This window comes from Paenibacillus sp. 11B (assembly GCF_030487755.1).
In the GTDB taxonomy this organism is placed as follows: domain Bacteria; phylum Bacillota; class Bacilli; order Paenibacillales; family Paenibacillaceae; genus Paenibacillus; species Paenibacillus vandeheii.
Genome location: NZ_JAUKNS010000011.1, coordinates 65381 through 86419 on the forward strand (window position 1 = coordinate 65381; position 21039 = coordinate 86419).

At 42.3% G+C, this 21039-nt stretch carries 18 protein-coding genes; 7 read left to right on the forward strand and 11 right to left on the reverse strand.

From position 1 onward, the window contains the following. Nucleotides 1-41: 41 nt before the first annotated feature. Together Q0V21_RS31620 and Q0V21_RS31625 are read right to left on the reverse strand one after the other, a co-directional pair. The gene (locus tag Q0V21_RS31620) at nt 42-398 is read right to left on the reverse strand and encodes a FlxA-like family protein (protein ID WP_285080269.1); all 357 of its coding nucleotides are present in this window, start codon (nt 396-398) and stop codon (nt 42-44) included. A 128-nt stretch (nt 399-526) separates the two neighbouring features. Beyond that, a complete protein-coding gene (locus tag Q0V21_RS31625; RefSeq protein ID WP_301882425.1) occupies nt 527-1747 on the reverse strand; it encodes a TraB/GumN family protein in 1221 nt (406 codons plus the stop codon). Between the two features lie 305 nt (nt 1748-2052). Here Q0V21_RS31625 and Q0V21_RS31630 point away from each other — a divergent pair, with 305 nt between their 5' ends. The 6 genes from Q0V21_RS31630 (at nt 2053) to Q0V21_RS31655 (ending at nt 8842) form a co-directional block, all read left to right on the forward strand. Then, entirely contained in the window at nt 2053-2973 is a 921-nt protein-coding gene (locus Q0V21_RS31630) for a carbohydrate ABC transporter permease (protein ID WP_483311971.1), read from the forward strand. Then, nucleotides 2970-3854 carry a carbohydrate ABC transporter permease gene (locus Q0V21_RS31635; protein WP_301882427.1) on the forward strand — a complete coding sequence of 295 codons (885 nt, stop codon included), beginning with the start codon at nt 2970-2972 and terminating at the stop codon, nt 3852-3854. The genes Q0V21_RS31630 and Q0V21_RS31635 overlap by 4 nt, the downstream gene beginning before the upstream one ends. 51 nt (nt 3855-3905) lie before the next feature. Further along, nucleotides 3906-5297 (forward strand): ABC transporter substrate-binding protein, encoded by a 1392-nt coding sequence (locus tag Q0V21_RS31640; protein WP_301882428.1) that lies wholly within the window; start codon nt 3906-3908, stop codon nt 5295-5297. Between the two features lie 131 nt (nt 5298-5428). After that, nucleotides 5429-6436 (forward strand): LacI family DNA-binding transcriptional regulator, encoded by a 1008-nt coding sequence (locus Q0V21_RS31645; protein WP_301882430.1) that lies wholly within the window; start codon nt 5429-5431, stop codon nt 6434-6436. Between the two features lie 33 nt (nt 6437-6469). Continuing rightward, nucleotides 6470-7462, forward strand: coding sequence for an N-acetylglucosamine kinase (locus tag Q0V21_RS31650; protein ID WP_301882431.1), 993 nt, complete (start codon nt 6470-6472; stop codon nt 7460-7462). Between the two features lie 54 nt (nt 7463-7516). Beyond that, nucleotides 7517-8842: a 6-phospho-beta-glucosidase gene (locus tag Q0V21_RS31655; RefSeq protein WP_301882432.1), complete on the forward strand. Its 1326-nt coding sequence runs from the start codon at nt 7517-7519 to the stop codon at nt 8840-8842. 349 nt (nt 8843-9191) lie between these two features. Here the strand turns inward: Q0V21_RS31655 and Q0V21_RS31660 are convergent, their stop codons facing one another. The 5 genes from Q0V21_RS31660 to Q0V21_RS31680 all read right to left on the reverse strand — a co-directional run bounded on the left by Q0V21_RS31660 (nt 9192) and on the right by Q0V21_RS31680 (nt 14528). After that, nucleotides 9192-10421 carry a family 8 glycosyl hydrolase gene (locus tag Q0V21_RS31660; RefSeq protein WP_301882434.1) on the reverse strand — a complete coding sequence of 410 codons (1230 nt, stop codon included), beginning with the start codon at nt 10419-10421 and terminating at the stop codon, nt 9192-9194. A 740-nt stretch (nt 10422-11161) separates the two neighbouring features. Next, nucleotides 11162-11467 (reverse strand): hypothetical protein, encoded by a 306-nt coding sequence (locus Q0V21_RS31665; protein ID WP_301882437.1) that lies wholly within the window; start codon nt 11465-11467, stop codon nt 11162-11164. A 47-nt stretch (nt 11468-11514) separates the two neighbouring features. Beyond that, on the reverse strand, nt 11515-11637 hold the full coding sequence (locus Q0V21_RS31670; RefSeq protein ID WP_301882438.1) for a hypothetical protein: 123 nt from the start codon (nt 11635-11637) through the stop codon (nt 11515-11517). Between the two features lie 485 nt (nt 11638-12122). Further along, on the reverse strand, nt 12123-12923 hold the full coding sequence (locus tag Q0V21_RS31675) for a hypothetical protein (protein WP_301882439.1): 801 nt from the start codon (nt 12921-12923) through the stop codon (nt 12123-12125). Between the two features lie 1032 nt (nt 12924-13955). Next, nucleotides 13956-14528 (reverse strand): Pycsar system effector family protein, encoded by a 573-nt coding sequence (locus Q0V21_RS31680; protein ID WP_301882441.1) that lies wholly within the window; start codon nt 14526-14528, stop codon nt 13956-13958. A 101-nt stretch (nt 14529-14629) separates the two neighbouring features. On the opposite strand from Q0V21_RS31680, the gene Q0V21_RS31685 reads away from it, so the two are divergent. Beyond that, complete coding sequence (locus Q0V21_RS31685; protein ID WP_301882442.1) at nt 14630-15394, forward strand: adenylate/guanylate cyclase domain-containing protein; 765 nt, start codon at nt 14630-14632, stop codon at nt 15392-15394. Nucleotides 15395-15506: 112 nt separating this feature from the next. Here the strand turns inward: Q0V21_RS31685 and Q0V21_RS31690 are convergent, their stop codons facing one another. From Q0V21_RS31690 to Q0V21_RS31705, 4 genes are all read right to left on the reverse strand, one after another. Next, nucleotides 15507-17216 carry a TniQ family protein gene (locus Q0V21_RS31690; protein ID WP_301882443.1) on the reverse strand — a complete coding sequence of 570 codons (1710 nt, stop codon included), beginning with the start codon at nt 17214-17216 and terminating at the stop codon, nt 15507-15509. A 72-nt stretch (nt 17217-17288) separates the two neighbouring features. After that, a complete protein-coding gene (locus Q0V21_RS31695; RefSeq protein ID WP_301882445.1) occupies nt 17289-18305 on the reverse strand; it encodes a TniB family NTP-binding protein in 1017 nt (338 codons plus the stop codon). After that, complete coding sequence (locus Q0V21_RS31700; RefSeq protein ID WP_301882446.1) at nt 18305-20389, reverse strand: Mu transposase C-terminal domain-containing protein; 2085 nt, start codon at nt 20387-20389, stop codon at nt 18305-18307. Before Q0V21_RS31700 ends, Q0V21_RS31695 begins: the two co-directional genes overlap by 1 nt. A 5-nt stretch (nt 20390-20394) precedes the next feature. Next, nucleotides 20395-21033 carry a TnsA endonuclease N-terminal domain-containing protein gene (locus Q0V21_RS31705; protein ID WP_301882448.1) on the reverse strand — a complete coding sequence of 213 codons (639 nt, stop codon included), beginning with the start codon at nt 21031-21033 and terminating at the stop codon, nt 20395-20397. Nucleotides 21034-21039 lie beyond the last annotated feature (6 nt).

A 21039-nucleotide genomic window follows, 5' to 3' on the forward strand; every position in this document is an offset into this window, starting at 1 on the left:
AATATGTTTACCTAAGGTTTTTAGATTGATACTATATTACTTTATACCCGAATATCGAATCGGCCATTGCTGTCCGTCGTGGCATTTGCAATTTCTTGCGGGGATGCGGCTTGCATGCCATTGTTCGCAGGTTTGGCTGGCGGCGCTTCTTTGGTTCCGGTTGTACCGCTGCTCTGGGCGCTTTGCTGCGAGATTTGAGCTTCGATTTGCTTGATTTGCTGCTGCAGCTGCTTCGTTTTGGTCTCCTTGGTTTTCTCATCGTCCTTGCTGGATTGTACCTTCTCCAATTCGGCCTCAAGCTTCGTCTTTTGTTTTTCCAACTCGCTTGTGCTGTTCGAACTGGATGAAGATGTGGATATGTAGGATGTCGTGGAACTTGCTGCTGAAGAAATATTCATCGTTGATCTCCTCCTCTTTCTTGGTTCCACTATATCCCATCCAGACAAAAGGAACGTTAAATTCAACTGAAAGGTTGCTGAATGATTAGCTTTCAAGTCGTCCTAAGGGGGACTTTTGAATAGCGCATTTATTTGCGCACAACGTTATACCCTTTATCCTTCAACAGCTGGATAACCCCATCCTTACCCAGGAAGTGGCCTGCGCCAACTACGATGAAATATTCCTCTTTCTTGTCGGATTTCAGGTAGCCATCGATTTTGTCAGCCATCCCGATATTCCGGTCAATAAGCATCGCTTTGTTATACTCTGGATCTACAGCCATGCTATTGGTGAATTCTAGCAATCCCTGGTCATCCCCGGTTTTCCACATTTCAGCCATCTGGTCGACAGAATCATCAAGGACACCAAAATTATCGATCACAGCGTTCAGATTCTTCTCTTGCAGTTCATTGGAGAAATGATCGAACATGCCTAACTGGGATTCATAGGATTCCAGTTCCAGCACGGGCAATTTTCGTTCAACGGCTTTCTGTATGAAATACAGATCGATACCCGCAGATGCTTCGTATCCGGCCTTCACTGATTTCAGACTGCTGAGAGTCGATTCCGCCACCCATGGTTTAAATGCATCAAGAGCATTGACTTGCAAGCCACTTTGCTTCAAAATGGCACCGAGTTTAGCATACGTTTCCTTGGACACATGATCCTTCAGCGTTGTCCCGTCCTGATACATCCCCATATCCATAATCAGCTTCTGCTGCGCTTCATCGGCAGCTTTGCTGATATCAATCTCCACACCGAGATAGTCGGCTTCGGCAAAAGCTTCTTCAAATTCTTTACGTAACGGGTAGAAGCTATCATCTGCAATATGCATGGAACCTACCAGATACACCGTATTTCCATTATGTTCGACTTCCCACATAAAACCGCGGGCGCCGGTTTGGACAGCTTCCGTCGCTCCACCTTTGGAGACCAACAGAACGGTGCGCGTTGTCCCATCCCAGCGAACTTCATAACCAGCTGCATCCCCGACGATACGGATCGGAGCATACGTTACGCCATTGATTCGTGTAAGTTTACTTTTAAGCGTGATTGTTTTGCCATCCACTACGGCAGTGATCTTGTCATCCGTTGCAGTTGTCAGCTTTACCTTCATCGCGTCAAGCGTGGTACGCAGCGGAACCAATGTGGTTCCCTTATCCATAATCGGCACTTCTGTCGCATATTCTACTGCCTGATCATTGACCTTGACGGAAGTCTTCTGTGGAGCCGCCATAACTGGTACTGCAGATGCGAGCAAACCTACCGAGACTGTAAGGGATAAGAGCATTCGTTTCCAATTTTTCATATTATGTATTCTCCTTCATTCACAATATATTTCTTTTTTGGCATCATTATCTTTATTATAACACAGCAAAAAGTCCGCTCTCTAAAAGTCGGCAGAGTGGGCTATGTGAGTACTTCAGAAGCGTCAACAAAGGTAGCGCTTTCAACTAACCAAAAAAAGGGTTGATTATTGAGAAATCATCCACTATGATAATGTCATCAGTCCGGCTACAAAAGTTAAAGCACTTTAACTTTCAATTACATAACATCATATGAAACCTTTCATTTAAGGAAACTATCTCCCTAAAGTTAAAGCGTTATAATTTTATGTCCAATAGAAAGGTTGGTGTTTATGTGACCCATCGCGAAAGCCGACGGCAGACATTTTACATGTACCTCTTCATCTCTCCATGGCTTATCGGTTTCATGGTGTTTGCCTTGTATCCGATTCTGTCATCCCTTTATTACAGCTTCACGGACTATGATATTATCCACCCGCCGAAATATGTCGGACTCGCGAATTACAACGAAATGTTTCACAATGACCTGTTTTGGAAATCTGTTGTCGTAACGGTGCGCTATACATTTATCAGTGTACCGATCCAGCTGCTGCTGGCACTCGGCTTTGCTCTCCTGCTCAATACGAAAATACCGTTCCGCGGATTTTTCAGAACCGCCATGTATTTTCCGAGCATGGTATCCGGCGTCGCGATGTCTCTGCTGTGGTACTGGATTTTCAACCCATCGATCGGTCTGTTCAATTACGTGCTGTCCTGGTTCGGCATTAGTGGCCCATCCTGGCTCATGAGCCCCGATTATGCGCTTTATGCACTGATGATTATGTCCTTCTGGACAGTGGGCTCAGGCATGATTCTGTTCCTTGCGGGACTTCAGGGCGTTCCTGCCAGTCTCGTGGAAGCCGCCAAGCTGGACGGTGCGGGACGCTTCCGGATATTCCTGAACGTGACGCTGCCCATGATTTCACCGGTACTTTTGTTCCAGCTGATTATGGGCGTCATCGATTCCTTCCAGGTGTTCACGCAGGCATATGTAATGACCCAAGGGGGTCCAAACTACTCGACCTGGTTCTACGTTTACAACCTGTACACCAGTGCCTTCAAGGAATACAGGGCAGGATACTCCTCGGCACTCGCGTGGGTGCTGCTGATCGTTGTCATGGCGTTTACGGCGCTCATTATTAAACTCTCGAATCGTTATGTTCACTACGAAGGAGGCGGACGCAAATGAGCACAATTCCGACTGCCGGCCCAGGGGCTACACCTTCTGTGAGTAAACGCCGTCGCAAAATCGACGCGGTTAGCATTGCCAGCTTCATTGCCCTGGTGGTCACTACTTTTCTCATGCTCCTCCCTTTGTTTTTCATGGTCTCGACCTCGCTGAAATCGAAGAAGGAACTGCTGAAGTTTCCTCCAACCTTTCTGCCGGAGTCCTGGCAGTGGAGTAACTACAGAGAGATTTTCGACACGCTGAATTTCGGTCAAATGTATATGAACAGTCTCATTATTGGCATTTTGACCGTTGTTGGCACCCTGTTTTCGTCGGCGCTTGCAGGCTATGGTTTCGCCAGATATCGGGGCAAGGGCAGCAACTTGTGGTTCATGCTCATGCTCAGCACCATGATGCTTCCCTATCCGGCGATTATGATCCCGCAGTTCATTCTCTTTTCCAAGCTGAACTGGATCGATACCTTCCTGCCGCTGATTGTCCCTGCATTTTTTGGTTCGGCATACAACATCTTTTTGCTGCGACAGTTCTTCTCCACGCTGCCGGATGAGCTGTTTGACGCCGGACGCATTGATGGCTGCAGCGAGTTTCGGATGTGGAGACAAATTGCTTTGCCTCTGTCCGGTCCGGCGCTTGCAACTGTTGCGATCTTTGCATTCATTTACAGCTGGAACGATCTTTTGACACCTGTGCTCTACTTAAGCTCATCGGATAAGTTTACGCTTCCGGTCGGTATGTCTTCCTTTACCTCTTCCCGTTTCCGGATTCCGCCGTGGCACCTGCTCATGGTTGCCTCCGTGCTCGCCATGCTGCCAATCGTGGCCCTGTTTGCGATAGCCCAGAAGCGGTTTGTGGAAGGAATTGTACTTACAGGCATCAAGTAAGGCTCCGCCGCAGGGGCGGCAAAAACTTGAATATATGGGGGACTGTCATTCATGAAAAAGATAAGGATCAAAAAGACTTTTGCACTTTTGCTTGCGACCAGCATGCTCGTCGTATTGGCACTGTCCGGCTGCAGCGGCGGTAAATCAGCGGGAGATGTAGTACCTGGTAACGATGATGATAGCGCTAAATCCGGCTCCTCCGGCGAGCAAGTAACCATAACGCACTACACTATCGATTCCGAGGATCGCACCTTTATTGAGAAGCTGATTCCCGATTTTGAAGCCAAACATCCGAACATTAAGGTCAAAGTCGAAAAAGCTCCTTACGAGCAGTTCGACAGTAAGCTCCAAACGCTGATTGCCGGCGGCAAATCGCCTGACGTCACAAGCCACTATGGTTACGGTGGTTTTGCGGAGTATTACAACAAAGACATGCTGCTCGACATGAACGACATGATTAAGGAAGACGGATTTAAGGCGTCCGACTACAGCATCCCGGATGACCTTATGAAAATCTATACTGTTAAAGACCATGTCTACGGTATTCCGGTCAACATGTACGTCACTCTGATGCTCTATAACAAAGACATGTTCGACGCTGCCAACGTTCCTTATCCTCCAAGCGATTATGAGGACAAGAGCTGGACGTTTGACAAAATGGTCGAAGACGCGAAGCAAATGACACATGTGTCCAACGATATTGCCAACACTCAATATGGCGTTGACTTCACATGGTCCGAGCGCGATATGCGTCCGCTCTATTTTGGAGCCGAACCTTACTCCCAGGATACCTGGACCAACGGCGGCGTACCATCCGAAACTTATTTCAATTCGCCGGAAGTCATCGCAGCCTATAACAAGCTGTTCAACCTGATTTTAAAAGATAAAGTGTCTCCGACAACGGAATGGAGCAAAAGTGTGGCGGGGCAAAACGGCGATGCATTCGTAACCGGTAAGGTGGGTATGACCGTTAGCGGCTCCTGGAGCCTTGCCGGCTCGAATGACTTTCCGTTCAAGGTTGGCGTGGCAGCAGTGCCTGCCGGCGGCAATGACAAGGTCCGCAGCGTGCTGTTTGTCGATCCGCTCTTGATTCTGAAAGGCTCCAAACATCCGAAGGAAGCTTTTGAATGGATCAAGTACCTGGTCAGCGACGAGGTTCAGGAAAAATCCATTGACCTGAGCGGCGGCAATCCTCCTGTAAATACGAAGGCAGCCGAGACCTATTACAAGCATTTTGAAGGCATCGATCCAGCAGATGTGAAGAAGGTTTACGAAGGCGCAGTGAAATACGGATTTGAATCCTACAACCACCTGATCACCCACTATTCTCAGATCAACGACATGTTCATCAACGAGATGCAGCCGATCGATACAGGACACAACACCGTTGAAGAAGTGATGCCGACGATTCAGAAAAAGGTTATGGAAATTATCAACCGTTAACGCCAGACATTGTGCCGTCCCGCAAGGGGCGGTGCATCTACTAAATTAGCTTCGCGGCTAAGCCTCCGTACATGTATACTAGTGTTAAATCAATATAAAGTACGGAAAATCTGCCGCAAGGAGAATAAACAATGAAGGTTAGTATATTTGATGTAGCAAAAAAATCAGGATTATCCGTTGTGACGGTTTCCCGGGTACTCAATGGTGCCGAATCCGTTCGTGAGAAAAATAGACAAAAGGTCCTTGACGCCATTAAGGAGCTTGATTACCATCCCAACGCTGCTGCGCGGAGTTTAGCCCGCGGCAAAACAGGAATCGTCGGTTTGATCATGACCACTCTTCAGGATTCCTTCTTTGACGCCGTCGTTAAGGAGCTGAACGAAGTGCTTTCGCTTCACGGCTATTTTCTTGCCGTTTCGGTCTCTACCGGCATTGGCTCGGATGAAACTCATTACCTGATCCAAGAGGACCGGGTGGACGGTCTTATTCTGCTCTCACCGATAGAAGAAGATAACTACATTGTAGAATTGAAACGGCGCAATATCCCTTATGTCCTAATCGACAATCAGAAGCCGGAGAATGATGCTTTTTCCGTAACGATCGACAACTACAAAGGCGGCTATGCCGCTACAAAGCATCTGCTTGATCTGGGCCATACCTCCATCGCACACATAAGCGGAGATGACATGTTCCGCAGTACGAAAGAGCGCCGCAGCGGTTTCCTGCAGGCACTTAAGGAACAAGACCTGGCTCCGTTTGACATGATCACAGGCGATTTCGAAATCGATTTTGGTTATGACATCTGCCGCAAATGGCTGCGTGAGGGGCGCCTTCCTTCCGCGGTGTTCGCGGGCGATGACCATATCGCGCTCGGGGTTGTGAATGCCCTAATGGAAGAAGGCATCAAGGTGCCTGAACAGGTAGCAATTGTCGGCTATGACGATCAGTATATTTCATCCAAGCTGCACCCCCATCTGACAACGGTCCGGCAGCCTGCCGACCGCATTGGGATTGCTGCTGCGGATATGCTGCTGAAACGTATGGACGGTACGATGAAGCGCGGGGCTAATGTGCGAATCGACCCTGAACTCATCGTGAGAGAATCTACTGGATCGCCAACAGAAGATACGACCGGATAAAAAATATAACCTTATATATAGGAGTGACGACCATTGACTTACTACTTGGGAATCGATGGGGGAGGAACAAAAACATACGCCCTGCTGACTGATGATTGCGGCAATGTGCTTGGCAAAGGCGTTGGCGGCAACGGCAATCACCAGATTGACCACGCCTTGGCCTCGCAAAGCATACGGGAAGCTGCAGAAGGAGCCCTGAACGAGGCAGGGTTGCAGATTCATGAAATCTCGCACACCTTTTTCGGGCTTGCAGGCGCAGATCGGGAGATAGATTACCGAATTCTGCACCCTCTGGTTCAGGGAATCGGATTCACCCGGAATTACTCGATTGACTGTGACACGATGATCGGCCTGCGCGCAGGCACGAACCGCCCTTACGGGGTAGCACTGATTTGCGGTACAGGCACCAACTCCGCAGGCCGCAATCCGGCAGGAGAACATGTACAGATCGGCGGTTTTGATTATATGTACGGCGATTTCGGCGGCGGGGGTTCCCTCAATATTGAGGTGTTCCGCTCTGTCATCCGTTCTTGGGACGGCCGTGAACAGACAACACTCCTGACTCCCCTCCTGCTGAACTTCCTTGGACATGATAGTGTCAGCGATATGTTCAATGATTTCCAGGATCACGGCAAGCATGTGCCTGTCCATGCTGCGAAGCTGCTGTTTGAAGCTGCCGCACAGAACGATGCTGTAGCTCTGGAAATTCTGAACCGTCAGGGCGCCGAGCTTGGTAAATCAGCGACTGCTGTCATCCACAAGCTCGGAATGGAAAAGGACACCTTTGACGTGGTACTGGCAGGGAGTCTGCTAACAAGGGGAGATCGCGGGTGGATTCGCAGCAAGGTTGAACAGGCTGTCGCAAACGTTGCTCCAAATGCGACCATCGTAACCTTGGCCACAGAACCTGTCGTCGGTGCTTTATGGTCTGCTATGGATGCGGACGGACATACGGTAAGCCATGATGTATATGACACAATGCGGACCTTCCGCGAATTCAAACATATTAAGCAAACAACAAGATAAACGTCCATAGGGACTGTCATCATAAAAAATTCTAAAAAGACTGGAGTGTGCAAAATGTCAAACGAACAAGGACTAAAAATAGCGGTAATCGGCGGTGGATCTTCCTATACTCCGGAGCTCGTTGAGGGGTTCATCCTTCACCATGCCGAGCTTCCGGTACGCGAGCTGTGGCTGGTGGATATTGAGCCGGGACAGCACAAATTGAACATTGTCGGCAACTTAGCCAAACGCATGGTGGAGAAATCCGGTCTGCCGATTGAAGTTCATTTGACGCTCGACCGCCGTGAAGCCATCCAGGGCGCGGACTTCGTCAGCACGCAAATGCGTGTCGGCATGCTTGATGCCCGTGGCCGCGATGAATCCATCCCCCTGAAATACGGCGTGATTGGCCAGGAAACCACTGGTCCCGGAGGCATGATGAAGGCGCTACGGACGATTCCGGTCCTGCTTGATATCTGCCGTGATATTGAAGAACTCGCTCCTAATGCCTGGCTGCTGAACTTTACGAATCCGGCGGGTATGGTCACGGAAGCGATTCTGAAGTATTCCAACGTTAAAAGCATCGGTCTCTGTAATGCGCCGATCGGCCTGATCAAGCAGACATCGGCCAAATACGGCGTAGAAGCGGACCGCATCTATGCCGAGTTTGTCGGCCTGAACCATCTGCACTGGATTACGCGTATCGATGTGAACGGAGAAGACAAACTGGATGAGATGCTGGCCGATACGGCCAGTTACAGCGCGAAGAACGTACCTGCACGGGAATGGAATCCGGAATTTCTGCAATCCCTGCATGCCCTGCCTTCCTACTATCTGAAATATTTCTATATGACCGATGCCATGCTCGAAGAGCAGCTGGAATCCTTACAAACAGGCGGCAACCGTGCGGAAGTAGTTAAACGCGTCGAAGAAGAACTGTTCGAGCTATATAATGATCCGGAGCTGAAGGATAAACCAAAGCAGCTGGAGCAGCGCGGCGGCGCCTTTTATTCCGAAGCAGCCGTGAACCTGATGCGCTCGCTCTATAACGGAACGAATGACATTCAGACGCTGAACGTTGCCAATCAAGGCATCATCGACTTCCTGCCAGACGATGCCAGCATTGAAGTCAACTGTGTGGTTACCAAAACCGGCCCGCTGCCTCTGCAGCTGACCAAGGTTCCTCCAATGGCCGTCGGACTGATCCATGCGGTTAAAACCTATGAGCGCCTCGCCATTGATGCTGCCGTGACCGGTGATCGCGGATTGGCCATCCAGGCATTAGCCCATCATCCTTTGGTTCCTTCGGTCGAAGTGGCGATTCAGATGCTGGATGAAATGCTCGAAGCCAACAAGGAATATTTACCGCAGTTCTTTACTGAATCTACAGCTAATGCATAATAATTCGGCTATGATCCACTCTTCGTGATGACATAATAAAAACGCCTAACGATGTATATTTACAGAAGACAGACCATATTTAAATATTATTTTTTTAGCGATTATAGGATGGTTATAAAATGGTTCAGCTTCGCTGATATTGATAGATTCTATAACCTTATACGAAACCGCCATATCCCATGATTTTCTGAGATATGGCGGTTTTACGTTTTATAGACACTTGCCCATCTATATCGCTTTGCTCAAATCATTCATCAAATGCATTCTCCTAGCTCATCCATAAAAAAGCAGGCAGGGAGCTAATCTCCCTGCCTGCTGGCATTCGAGCAATCACCCAACTTCAAGTTGCTTAGTATGTCCACCAGTTGCCGGACATCACGATCATGGAGAAGAGCTTGATGCTGTCTTCATAGTAGCCCTCATTGGAGCTGCCGGCCGTTTTGGTCCAGACGGAATTCAGCCAGCTTTGGTTCGTGGACGAGGTCATAGCGCTGACACCAAACGGTGCATAGAACGCGCCGCTACCGCCGGAACCTGTGACCGTGCCGTTAAGTTTATAACCATCTTTCACACTGCTAGGGTTGCCGCTTACTTTGGTCGAGATCCAGCTATTCATTTGGTTGAGCTGATTGAGCGCCCGACTGTCACCAGTCATCAGGTAATCCGTTGCGATCCGCCAAGGTGTACGACATGAATTGTAATCGTAGTTGCCGTCGTTCGCCCCTTCCAGAAAATCGGCTGAAGCCGGCTTGTACGTCGAGCCCGACAGAACGACGAAGTCTGGAAGCAATCCGGTTGATGAGCTGTACCCGTTGTATAAGGAGTTGATGATGGTATAGGTTTTGTTGATCACGTTTGTCCATTTGGCATCACCTGTTGCTGCCTGGAACGCCTTCAAGTGATTCAGCATAAAGTCCGATGGACGGGTAGCATTTTTGAACGTGTTATCCGTTGCCCAGTCGCCAAGACGCAGCGTCCATTGCGACTGATTCACGTCACTTTGCATAATAGCATTGATGATGTCCTTGCCCGCCTGAAGGTAGTTGATACTTCCGCTGCTACCCCACTGCTTGTCCGCAAGCAAGAGCGAATAAGCAATGTCCATGTCTCCATCCGTGGCCGAATCGGCACCTTCAATGTTCTGGAAGCTGCTGTTTTGTTTCCAAGCCATCAGTTTCGAATTGTTGGCGCTTGGATGAGCCTTATAATATTGATATAGTCCGTCAAAATAGGTCTGCGCATTGCTGTCATAACCCGCCAATAGAACCGTTGCCAGCATTCCGTACCCATGTGCCTCAGATACGGTATCCCCGTTGGACTGATACTTCACATAATACTTTCCTGTGCCCGCCGTCTTCAGATACGCTGATTTCCAGCTGTCCCATTTCGCTTTCACGGCGCTGTCCATTGCACTTTGCGTAACATGGTTCGGCTTGATCGAACCGCTGGTATATGTCGTGTGCTGCGGGAACGGCTTGTTTGGAGCAGCGAAAGCAAAACTCGCCGGAATTAGAAGAAAAGCGAGACAACACATCATAACAGCCTTGCTGCTAAACGAAAATCCCCTATTTTTTCTCATAAACTTACACTCCTTTTAGGTTTATATGGGTCTTGATCCATGACATAACCTTTAAGCCAAAAATTCAGTGCAGCATCTGGATGGTTTAAACAATGATTTGATACTCGCTAAACCATAATCACCTCCGTCTTAAAGTTTAAGCGCTTTAACTTTTAAAACGCTTACATTTATTTTAAATGTTCTTCTAATATTTGTAAACAGATATTTCCGCGATTGAATCTAAAGTCCTGAATTGACATTATACAGTAAAAACCCCGGGAACGAATGTCCCGGGGTTTGCTTGCCTTTATACTTACTGTCTTACGTCCATTACTGATCATTGACGTTACTGTCTGTCGTTCTACCACTGTTACTGCATTGTCTTGTCTGCTGTTGTGCTCAGCAAAAAAGCTTATGTATTGACACACATTTTCATAATTAATGAGAAAAAAATTTATTATAACATTTAATCTTCTCAGTGATTTTCACAATTAGTGAGAAAAAACGAAAAACTCACTTTGTATCTTTATGCATGATAATGGATGCGGATTTTAGCGAGATATTCTTCTTAATTTTACACAGCAAAAAGACCACTATCTAATATTAGATTACAGTCTCGGTTATAATACTATATTCAGTTAAATTAAATCGCTATTCGTTTTGCCTTCTATATTAGAGTCTTCTACTGAAACATAATCCTTGATCCAACATGTATGGTATTAGAACTACTCCAACAATCTGGCTGTTAATACTAACTTATATCACTTATTTAATGTAACTTTTTCTAGCAATATGTGATGGAAACTCTGGATTTCATCACATGCATAAATAAATTTCACTCCCACTCTTTTATTTAATTCTTTTAAATATTCAAATACTGCTAAATTTAACTTAGTAGATTCAATCTTCTGCGAACCATCAATTATCAGGAGTTTAATATTCATATTATGAAGTATTTCCTCTAAACGGTAACCTAATCCCATCTGAGTTGTTCCGAAGAACACAGGAACATTAAATTCCTGAAGCATATTTCGTAGCATATCGCTAGGAAATTTTAAATCTATCATAGATGGTTTCATATAATATGTACTAGTATTATCTTGACAATACTTCTTCATAAATTTGTTCTTTCTGAACCAGATAAAGCTGAAGTAAAGAAAAAGGCTTTATTATCATCTTGAACAAAATCTAAAATAGGCGACTTGTTTTTTTTATATTTTTCGTTATTCTTATTCACGCCTCCTAATATTAAAATATGAGAAGTATGAACTTAAAAATTAATCTTTATACATATATCTCAGGAACTGCTCAAACGACTTTTCATGTTACCTTAATCTCCTCAACTCTGGAGGAGGACAAGAACTTATACCGATAAAACACAAATAAAGCTGTTAAAATAGCAAGCTTCCCTAAAACAGTTTTTTGCTCCTCGGCACTGGTGTATCGATGAGATTGTAAAGTTTCCGGCATGTGGTCGAATGCGGACGCTGACAAAACTTGAATGAAAAAAGCCCCAACAATATCCTATTCAGATAATGTTGGGGTATATATAACTATCTGTTGAAAACAGACAAGTTTTTAATATTCTTCCGAGCCTTTCTATTGCATCAACCACATTTCAGAGTGAAGCTATAGTTTCTCCTCGGCCACCTGTTGTCAAACCGCAATCCGGATTGAGTCAAAAAAGCTTTGGATCAAGAACGCGTAAGCAACATCACAATATTAATTACTAACGATACTTCTAACTGTAAAAGTAATTTCGCCATTTCCAGCGTATTTAATATTAATCTTCGTACTTATATCATAATATCGACCTGAACATGTGCCCCATCCACCAGGACAGGTTCCAGCAAAGTTATACTCTCCAAGCGATTCAACAATTCTTGCGTTATTTGTTACTATAGAACTACTACCACTAACAGCTGCAGGAAAAATCGCTTTAGTACCTGTAATAGTTGTGCTGCTTATTTTAGCAGAGCCACTATTAATTGAATAGTTTGTTACCAGGTGCAACTCCCCAATTTTATATGGGCCCCACAGATCATGTCTAGCATCATTTTTGAAGGTTTGTCCAATTGAACCAGTATAGGTTTGTTCTCCAGTATCTTGGACTACACCTCGAGCTGACATTGTTGGTGTAGCTTCTATTACTCTCCCGTCTTCAGAAGTAAGGTTATTTTCAAGTACAGAAAAACTTCCATCTTCAAAAAGAGTTACCATTTTTGAGCCATCAACATTAAACTTATCTACAATTTTAGAAGTATCCCATTTTTTCACGTCAAGATTATTAATATATTCCTTCTCTACATCAGGATTACTATTGAATATGTCCTGATATTTTTGATAAAGTGGCAAATCATTAACTGCCTCTTCATTTTCATTGACAATGAGATCCAAAATCTGACTTTGTAATTCTCGAATTTCATTTGGATCTAAGATTTCTTTAGTGTTAGCTGAACTAACTACTGGCATCGAAAGCGTAAGAATTATTACCATTGAGATGATAAATTTAATTTTTTTCATTTTTACCTCCTGAATTATGTAAGATTAATATTTAGTATTTCATATTAATTTTAATATGTAAATAATGTTAAAAGATACATATTAGAATATTAACATATACAATATAGGTTTAATTTATATACTAAGGTATAAATGATGCTAATTTGTTTAATATCAAAAAGAAAGCATTTATATATGACCTTGACAGAATATCTGGAATTAAATATTATAAACAGAAATTCGGGAGGTGTATGAATGAGTTTTTTATGGTCCGCAACAATAATTCAATTAATTTTTGTGTTGGGTGTTGTTTTTATAGTCTACTTTTTTATTAATATGAACAATAAAATAAAGAAAATTAATAGTAAATTGGATAGCATTGAACGCAAATTAGATAACAATTAGAGAGTTGTATGAATATTCGAGGTATTATATTAATCGCATAACAATGCATAAACATACATTTCCCACTAATTATGACAACGCACAGAGGGAAATTGCAACCATTTGCCTCCCACCACTATCCGGCACTAACTACTGTACCAACCGAGTAATATGCACCGTTGTCTGGTCCCTTCGCTGATTCCCATGTCACTACAACAAAAAAAATAAGCGAAGGGACTACTTTTAGCAGTCCCTTCGCTTATTTATATCATTTTCACCTGTTCGATAAGAAGATTGCCACTTATAGAATAATAACAGCTCAGCCCCTGTATAAAACAGCATAAATATACATTCTCACTAATTATGGCAACGCCGCACAGCTGTTGTCTGTGTGTGCTGTCATAATTAGTGAGACAGTTTTAGAGAAAAGGCCTATTGTAAGGCCTTTTCTTTCTGTGTATTTTCATAATCAATGAGACACATTTTAGAATACGTATCTAACCTGTGCTGTATTTTCACAATTAGTGAGACTATCTGCTAATCCACTTTTGTATATTTATGCATCAGTGCTAGTACTGTTTTATTTAACATATCACCACAAAAGCTGTACATAGCAAGTCCTCTCTCTTTGGAACATGACAACGAGCTCTAAAGTCGTCATTGCATATATTATGGTTTCACGATCGGAATGAAGGAAATAAACTTATAAATCACCAGAAAGACTAATCCGAACTTCAATAATGTTATTCCATGGTTATACACTCTAAATTTCGTAGTGGTAATAAAGGAGTTTACATAAATTTGTGTGTTCATATCATTCCTTAGCTGTTCCACCTTCACTTCATTTAAATCATCCACATATTCTTTGTATTTTCTATCCGCAATCCCTCCCCAAAACAGCAGAGATTTTTTTTCCAGGCCCCGTTGTCTAATCTTCTTTTGATCCACCTTTCCTCGAAGTGTGTTGAGGAAAGCCCAGAGCGCCAAGGTAATACATACAATAGCAAGAAAAAAAATTAAAATGTGGACAAGTCCTATTAAAGATTGAGTCTCCTTGTAATCGAAGTGATAGTACAGGTAGTCTACTGTTTTCTCTATAGATTCATTGGATAGAACAAAACCTAGAATAACTCCTGTAATACTTAACAGAAAGGATGCCTTGGCGTCCACGTTCCCAATCCAAAAAGAAGTACGCTCTAAGATCCCACCAATTAGTGCTTTTTTTTCATGCTCATCTTCCATATATAGATCTCCAGTCTCCCACTTAACAATATATAGTATTATTTTCATTTAAGTATGTTAGAATTAATTATACAATAACTTATCATTCAAGGAGTGACTTTATGGAATCTAATTATAAAGCATTTAACTTTGAAAAAAGCCGTGAACGTCTTGATGACATTCTAAATTCTACAAGTTCCTTTGAGGAGAAAGATACGATTCCCTCGCGTGATGAACTTACTTACACTAATGGATACTACGTTAATTGTAGTTCTTTGTTTATCGATCTAAGAGATTCTTCCAAGTTACCTGAGAGACATCAATCTAAGGTGTTAGCAAAAATATATAGAAGCTACATAAGTGAAGCTGTTGCAATTATAAATGGGGAAATTAACTGTAAAGAAATTAATATTGTTGGAGATTGTGTATCTGCCATTTTTGAATCTCAGTATAAGCACCAAATAGATGGGGTATTTTCAACTATTGCCAGACTAAAAAGTCTTATTGATGTTTTAAATTACAAATTAGAAAAAAAGGGGTATTCCACGATAAAAGCAGGGATCGGTGCTTCCTATGGAAGGGTCCTTATGGTTAAAGCTGGATATAGTGGATCAACAATAAATGATGTTGTTTATATGGGTGAAGCGGTAAATAAAGCTTCTAAAATGTGTTCTAAAGCTAGTAAAGAAATATCATCACCCATTGTAGTGACATCTGTTTTTTATAGTAATCTTAATGAGCACAACCAAAGCTTACTCACTCACAATTATTATGATGATGTTTATCATGGCGATGTCTTTAATGTCGAGATGAACGATTGGCTAAAGGAGCAACGTAAAAAGGATGAGGAACGAAAGAAAAAGGATTCTTGGAATTCTTGGTTGTAGCCCTCCTCTTTCAAATAATACAGACGTAGGTAACCATACATTCTCGCTGGTTACCTACTTTTTTCGTTTTTTGGCCGACTAATAGTTAGATAAGCACTTTAATCCAATCATGTTATTCCATCTCATTCAGCCTGAAACTCTGGAGGAAGTAATCTAACTCTGCAGTTCTCCGGAGAACATACAACTCATCACTATGTTTGTTCTCGTTAACTGGCACAATCCCTATAGATTTTAATGTTCTTAGTAATTTTTCACTTGTTTTAAACGGATTATCAGGAGCTCGCACAATGTGAATCGCTAGGATATATTCTTCCTTAAACTTGTTATACTTTTGAATAGCAATAAGTTTTACTTTGGATTCTTCAAGCTCACTTTCACCGAGTAATCCCCGGTAAATCCAATGATACACACCTTGTTTCTTAATCTGTAGATCCAATGCAATGTCTTCTATGCGTATATATGCCCCATTTAATTGTTTCTGTACATTCTCATAGTCAAAAAATAGAATATCCAGACCTTTTAATGTAGAAGAGTCACGTCTTTCATAGGGTTGTATTTTATCCTGCAGGATCAAAAGTAGGAAGCTAGGTAGATCACACTTAAACTGATAGGCTTTATAGAGTGCTTCTCTAAAGGTTAACAAACCTGTTCGTTCAGAAACAATACTTTTACTTCGTAGATTGTTGAGCAACTTATAAGCCTCATGTTTCTCAAATATATACTTGCAACTATCGGATTTTCTCACTAAAGCTTGGGTATCATTTTGGAGAATACCTTTAGCTACCATCACTGGGATCTGATTCGGATAGACATTTAATATCTCAGCCACCTCTATCCGATTCGCCTCCCCTATATCGACGTGCTTTCGAACAACTCGTTTACGAGCTGTAAATCGAGCTGAGAATCCAACTTTTAAATAACGTTCAGTATAATAGTGAATAGCTTGCTCAAAAACTTCATATCCATGTATATCTGTTATAGGATCAATGAACTTCTCTTTAATAGAATTTTTAGCGTAATTCTTTTGTTTTCGCATCCGAACTTCATCAATAAGGGAATAAAAGTTATTTGGCCAGTTTTGGAAAGACTCAAAAGCTTTTTCACCGTTCTCATACTGATTACCAGCATAAATACGTTGAGAAGTATCACTATGCATCTTCCCTTCTGACTTCACCCACCTCACACTAAAAAGCAATAAGTAGTACATCTGTTCAAAAGACAATTTATCCAAGAAAAAGTTAGATTGCGGGTTATTTTCAATCGGATTTAACAACCGCCGTACTAAGTAAGAGGACAGGGCTCCATCTTTACAGAGTAGTTTGGATTTTTCGTATTGAAAGCCACATTGACACGTATATAAATCTATTTTCAAAACATTTAATGCTTTACCACAAGCCTGGCACTCATCAATTAAGAGGCATCCATGCTTAGGGCAAGATACCACTAAAGACATTTCCCACTCTATGCGATGATAGGGTTCTTCACTTATACATATTGGGCAAATTTTAGGCCGATGCGCGCTTGAACCAAACTGCTTTAATTGTACCTTAACCTTATCTTCTAGGCGTGCGTAGTTAGGGGACATCCGATATCCTAAGATCATGTTACGCAGGACACGCTCCTCTTGTCCTAACATTTGACCTGGCAAATTCCAATCAACTGTTTCTGTTGGGAAATGAAGATTAATGGTCTTGTTATGTATCATCCAATACATCGATTTGTATAGCCACACCGTTTCCATGTAGCCATTGAGCTGCGCACATCGATGAATATACCCACGTAAACTTTCATCCCCATATGGATTGGGTTGTATTAGTAACATGACAACGGACTCCCTTACACTTAGAGTGGATAACTTTGATTGATCAATGTTAAAGACGAATAAAGCCTTACGTTAATTTCTCCGTTTGCGTTTACCCTCTACAGTTTCTTTTTCTCTAACCCAACGTTTTTTTTCTTGAGATAACTCTTCATCTAAAACAAATTGCTTGATATTAAATGGATTAGTACGGAATGGACGTGAAACTTGTTTGAGTCGGCTTAGTGCTTCTTGAAAATGAACTTCGGTAATCTTATCTTCTCCATCTTTCAGAGCAATCTCAGTTCCCAGTTCAAGCAACTTCATAATATAAAACGGAACGCCGAGTGAAATATAATACAGTTTATCTGCAATCCGAACATCCGACAGATGAGATCGATCTGGAAAGGGTAAGCCACTTTCAATTTTGTTTAGAAATGCCCGAAATAGGAGTTGTTCCTCTGGAGTCGTATAGTGGAACGGCTCTATAGCTAATTTTGATGCATATCTTCGATCTAATTGTTCTTCCTTTTCGAAAATATGAATGGAACTGGGCATCCCACATAAAACAATAGGGATTCCACTCTCTTCAGAGAAAGTTTTAACCCAATTGGCTGCTGTTGCGAGTACATGTTCTGTATCTGAATCAATTAAATGCTGAAACTCATCCAGGATAATCATCTTTATTTCGAGTTCTTCTATAAAATGATGTATTCGACTAGTTAGTTGAATCTCCGTTCCTTGACTGTAAAACGGATCGCCAATTTTGTGCAAAATCTTTGATGCTAACGATTTCGGTGTAGCTTTAGGAGGGACTTTCATATGAAGAACAGGAATTCTTTTATATTTTTTTTGAGAATCATTGACTTGTTCGATTGGGTAACGATCCGTAAATTCTCTTGTAACTGTACTTTTGCCCACACCCGTTGGCCCATAGATGAAAAGCTGATCCGGATTCACGCTTCCCTCAGCGTGATATAGGATATCTTCCAAAAGTTCAAGAGTTTCATTGTACTGGGGATAATGAATGATCATACTTTTGACATGTTCTTTTCTCCATTTTATATCTTGTCTCGAAGCTGGTATTCCACCAAGACGTTTATATTCAGCCATTATCTTAACTTCCTTTCTATTGTCCATGAAGCATTCATTTGCTCAAAATCGAACTTATCCAGTGCTTCCTCTTCTATGATCTTGGTAGCAGATATATCCTCTGGAAGTTGAGCCAATACATTCGACGGGTGTTCCGCTATCCGATCCGCCTCTTCTTGATTCACTAGAACTACGTTTGTATCATGAGGGATAGAATCGGCCTTGTTCCCCACGCCATATATAGCACTGAATTCCTTAGACCTCTCTACGTCTTCTCTTCTTCTTTTACGCTTCGTCTGCTTGTATTCCTGATTTCCTTCTTGGACAATGGCCTCAAGTGAGGTTAGTGCATCTGTGACATGTTCTTGATTTTGAAGGAACTCGTTTGCGTCCCGATTGTTCACATAACACAACTGTGCAAGATGTTCTTCATGTATCGGATAATTGAAATCAACATGGTGCCTCATTAACCTGGAGTTCAATTTTAAATAGGCTAGGACATATCGTTTATTTTTCTCGTCATATACATAAATATGTCTCATGTCCATTCCGTATCGTACACGAACTTTCTTATTACCTCCTGTGTTTTGAATCATCAATCGAAGTTCGTTTAACGGTACACTATTAAAAAATTGACCCTGAAGTTCAATTCCTTTTGGCCCTATAGTCCGATAGGTTGAACTTGAGGCAAATAACAATTCAATGTACTCTTTCTGTTGTGGTAGTTGACGCCTGATTTTTGAATCTTTAAGCGCCTCATTCCACAAATCCTCTGGTATACCGCCTACGCCACGATTATATTTGTTAGCAACTAAATCTACGATCACTATATGAATCATTTCATGTAACTTATTGATATCTACACATGCTTTTTTCTTTGAATTATAATGACCCTTTTCTTGGAAATTGGAGAAAGTGGTCCCTCTGTAGGCATGAAAAACACGATTTATTTTCCCAAGCGCATTTTCAACAGTGCCTTTCTGATGACCTGATGCTTTTTCGTTAAAAAGCAACCCGATTCCGATGGCCCCACAAACTTCACTAACTTCCTCACAATCATTTACAGAGGCATTGTCCATAATAATCGTTTGTGGTTTTCCGTACCCTGACCACTCCTTTTGGACTCGAGGATATAATTCTTTTATATTAGTTTTCGGTGTCATAATTTGAAGTAAAAGTTGTTTCCAATCTCCTGCACTGGGTTGTTCTTTGAAAATAACAATATAACCTAAGGGCATATCTGTATATTTATCAACGGCATACATCACAATAGGCCGGTATGTCTCATCTGTATCAAAGTTAACAATAATGTAGTCAAGCGGAGTCCAATCCAGTTCTACATATTGAAGAGGCCGTTCCGCTATGAACGAACTACGGACACCGTTCTGAGCTAAGTCGGCATGCGCAATACCCATAATTTGAATTTGTCTAGGTCGAGGATCATGCATTTCCTTATACAGCCTGCGAAACGTGGATTCGGAAAGTATGGATAGTTGTTGTTTTTCTTCGCGAAAAGCATTGTGTTCAATAACTTCCTGTTTATACAAAAGCCACTTATTTCTCGTAGTTTGTGTTTCAGCCTTCTTATCTAACTCTTCAATAAAATCTCGTAAAAACTCCATCTTTTCGGTTTCAATATGACGACCTTTAGGACCCATTGCAGCCCGAAGCAACGATAGTTTATTTTCATTTCGGCTATATTTTTTGATCCAACGATAAACCGTTGATTTATATAGTTTAGTTTGAGAAGAAGGTAATAAGGCCGTAGGATAGTTATCAACGTACTCCTTAACATTCTGGACACGTCCTTCAATAATTGGTTGAATAATGGCGTACTTTCGATCCATGTCTTGCTTCTCAAGAGGCGTATGATTTTCCATATCCCATTTCGCTGTTTCATCGGAATCATCCTCAACATAAAATCTCAGTTTCTTCGTCTCATCGCCTGTATAAAAGGACTCATGAAGTTCCTTTAGGGTAATTCGTTCTGTCATACGATAATTTTTGTTAAATACTTCAAACGTTTTATCATCTACAATCGACTTAATTTCAAACTCGGTGTTACCTATTTTAAATTGAGTGCCACAATCTAGTGTAATAAACACGTCTGTCACTCCCTATATTCGATTTGGGAAAGATCCGTGATTGGGGTAGATATTAAATCACTATGAACTTCTTGAAAATAAATCAACTGATAAATCGCACTATAATACTGTTCTTCAGTTAACCCTGCACAAAGTATTCGGAGTTCAGCAATCGTACTTACGTTTACCTTCTCTAGTTGAGCCAAAACGAAGTTTAGTACATGTGAAGGTACCTCTTCCATTCCCAATCCACGTAACAAAGATAAATTAGGCTGCAAATATCCTGGGCGAATGTCATCTTCTGTAATAGTGATATAAGTCCAGTCCCTTTCTTCACAGTAGGCTCGGCCAGCTAGATACTTTATGGGATTATTTTTTTCAAATACAAATCGATTCGGTTTCACTTCAACAACAAAAACTTGATTATCATACGTAATGATCTTAAAGTCTGGGTAATGTTCTCTAATTTTCCCATCGTACATGTACGTGATTTTTATATTTTGAGCAAAGATCAATTGTACGTCTAAATCATAATCAGCGAGTCTAATATAATCCCTCTCCAAAAAACTTTCCCACGGGATCATCTCACCTGTTTTTAAAAATGGCTCTTTACCACGGTACCCTTTAGTTTTCGGCTTAATCTTTCGAACGGGTTGATTGAACATCTTCCG

Bases quoted from the DNA above. Each gene is read 5' to 3' on its own strand.
- Q0V21_RS31620 (WP_285080269.1), bottom strand. From the start codon at position 398: ATGAATATTTCTTCAGCAGCAAGTTCCACGACATCCTACATATCCACA.
- Q0V21_RS31625 (WP_301882425.1), bottom strand. From the start codon at position 1,747: ATGAAAAATTGGAAACGAATGCTCTTATCCCTTACAGTCTCGGTAGGT.
- Q0V21_RS31630 (WP_483311971.1), top strand. From the start codon at position 2,053: ATGTCCAATAGAAAGGTTGGTGTTTATGTGACCCATCGCGAAAGCCGA.
- Q0V21_RS31635 (WP_301882427.1), top strand. From the start codon at position 2,970: ATGAGCACAATTCCGACTGCCGGCCCAGGGGCTACACCTTCTGTGAGT.
- Q0V21_RS31640 (WP_301882428.1), top strand. From the start codon at position 3,906: ATGAAAAAGATAAGGATCAAAAAGACTTTTGCACTTTTGCTTGCGACC.
- Q0V21_RS31645 (WP_301882430.1), top strand. From the start codon at position 5,429: ATGAAGGTTAGTATATTTGATGTAGCAAAAAAATCAGGATTATCCGTT.
- Q0V21_RS31655 (WP_301882432.1), top strand. From the start codon at position 7,517: ATGTCAAACGAACAAGGACTAAAAATAGCGGTAATCGGCGGTGGATCT.
- Q0V21_RS31660 (WP_301882434.1), bottom strand. From the start codon at position 10,421: ATGAGAAAAAATAGGGGATTTTCGTTTAGCAGCAAGGCTGTTATGATG.
- Q0V21_RS31665 (WP_301882437.1), bottom strand. From the start codon at position 11,467: ATGATAGATTTAAAATTTCCTAGCGATATGCTACGAAATATGCTTCAG.
- Q0V21_RS31675 (WP_301882439.1), bottom strand. From the start codon at position 12,923: ATGAAAAAAATTAAATTTATCATCTCAATGGTAATAATTCTTACGCTT.
- Q0V21_RS31680 (WP_301882441.1), bottom strand. From the start codon at position 14,528: ATGGAAGATGAGCATGAAAAAAAAGCACTAATTGGTGGGATCTTAGAG.
- Q0V21_RS31685 (WP_301882442.1), top strand. From the start codon at position 14,630: ATGGAATCTAATTATAAAGCATTTAACTTTGAAAAAAGCCGTGAACGT.
- Q0V21_RS31690 (WP_301882443.1), bottom strand. From the start codon at position 17,216: ATGTTACTAATACAACCCAATCCATATGGGGATGAAAGTTTACGTGGG.
- Q0V21_RS31695 (WP_301882445.1), bottom strand. From the start codon at position 18,305: ATGGCTGAATATAAACGTCTTGGTGGAATACCAGCTTCGAGACAAGAT.
- Q0V21_RS31705 (WP_301882448.1), bottom strand. From the start codon at position 21,033: ATGTTCAATCAACCCGTTCGAAAGATTAAGCCGAAAACTAAAGGGTAC.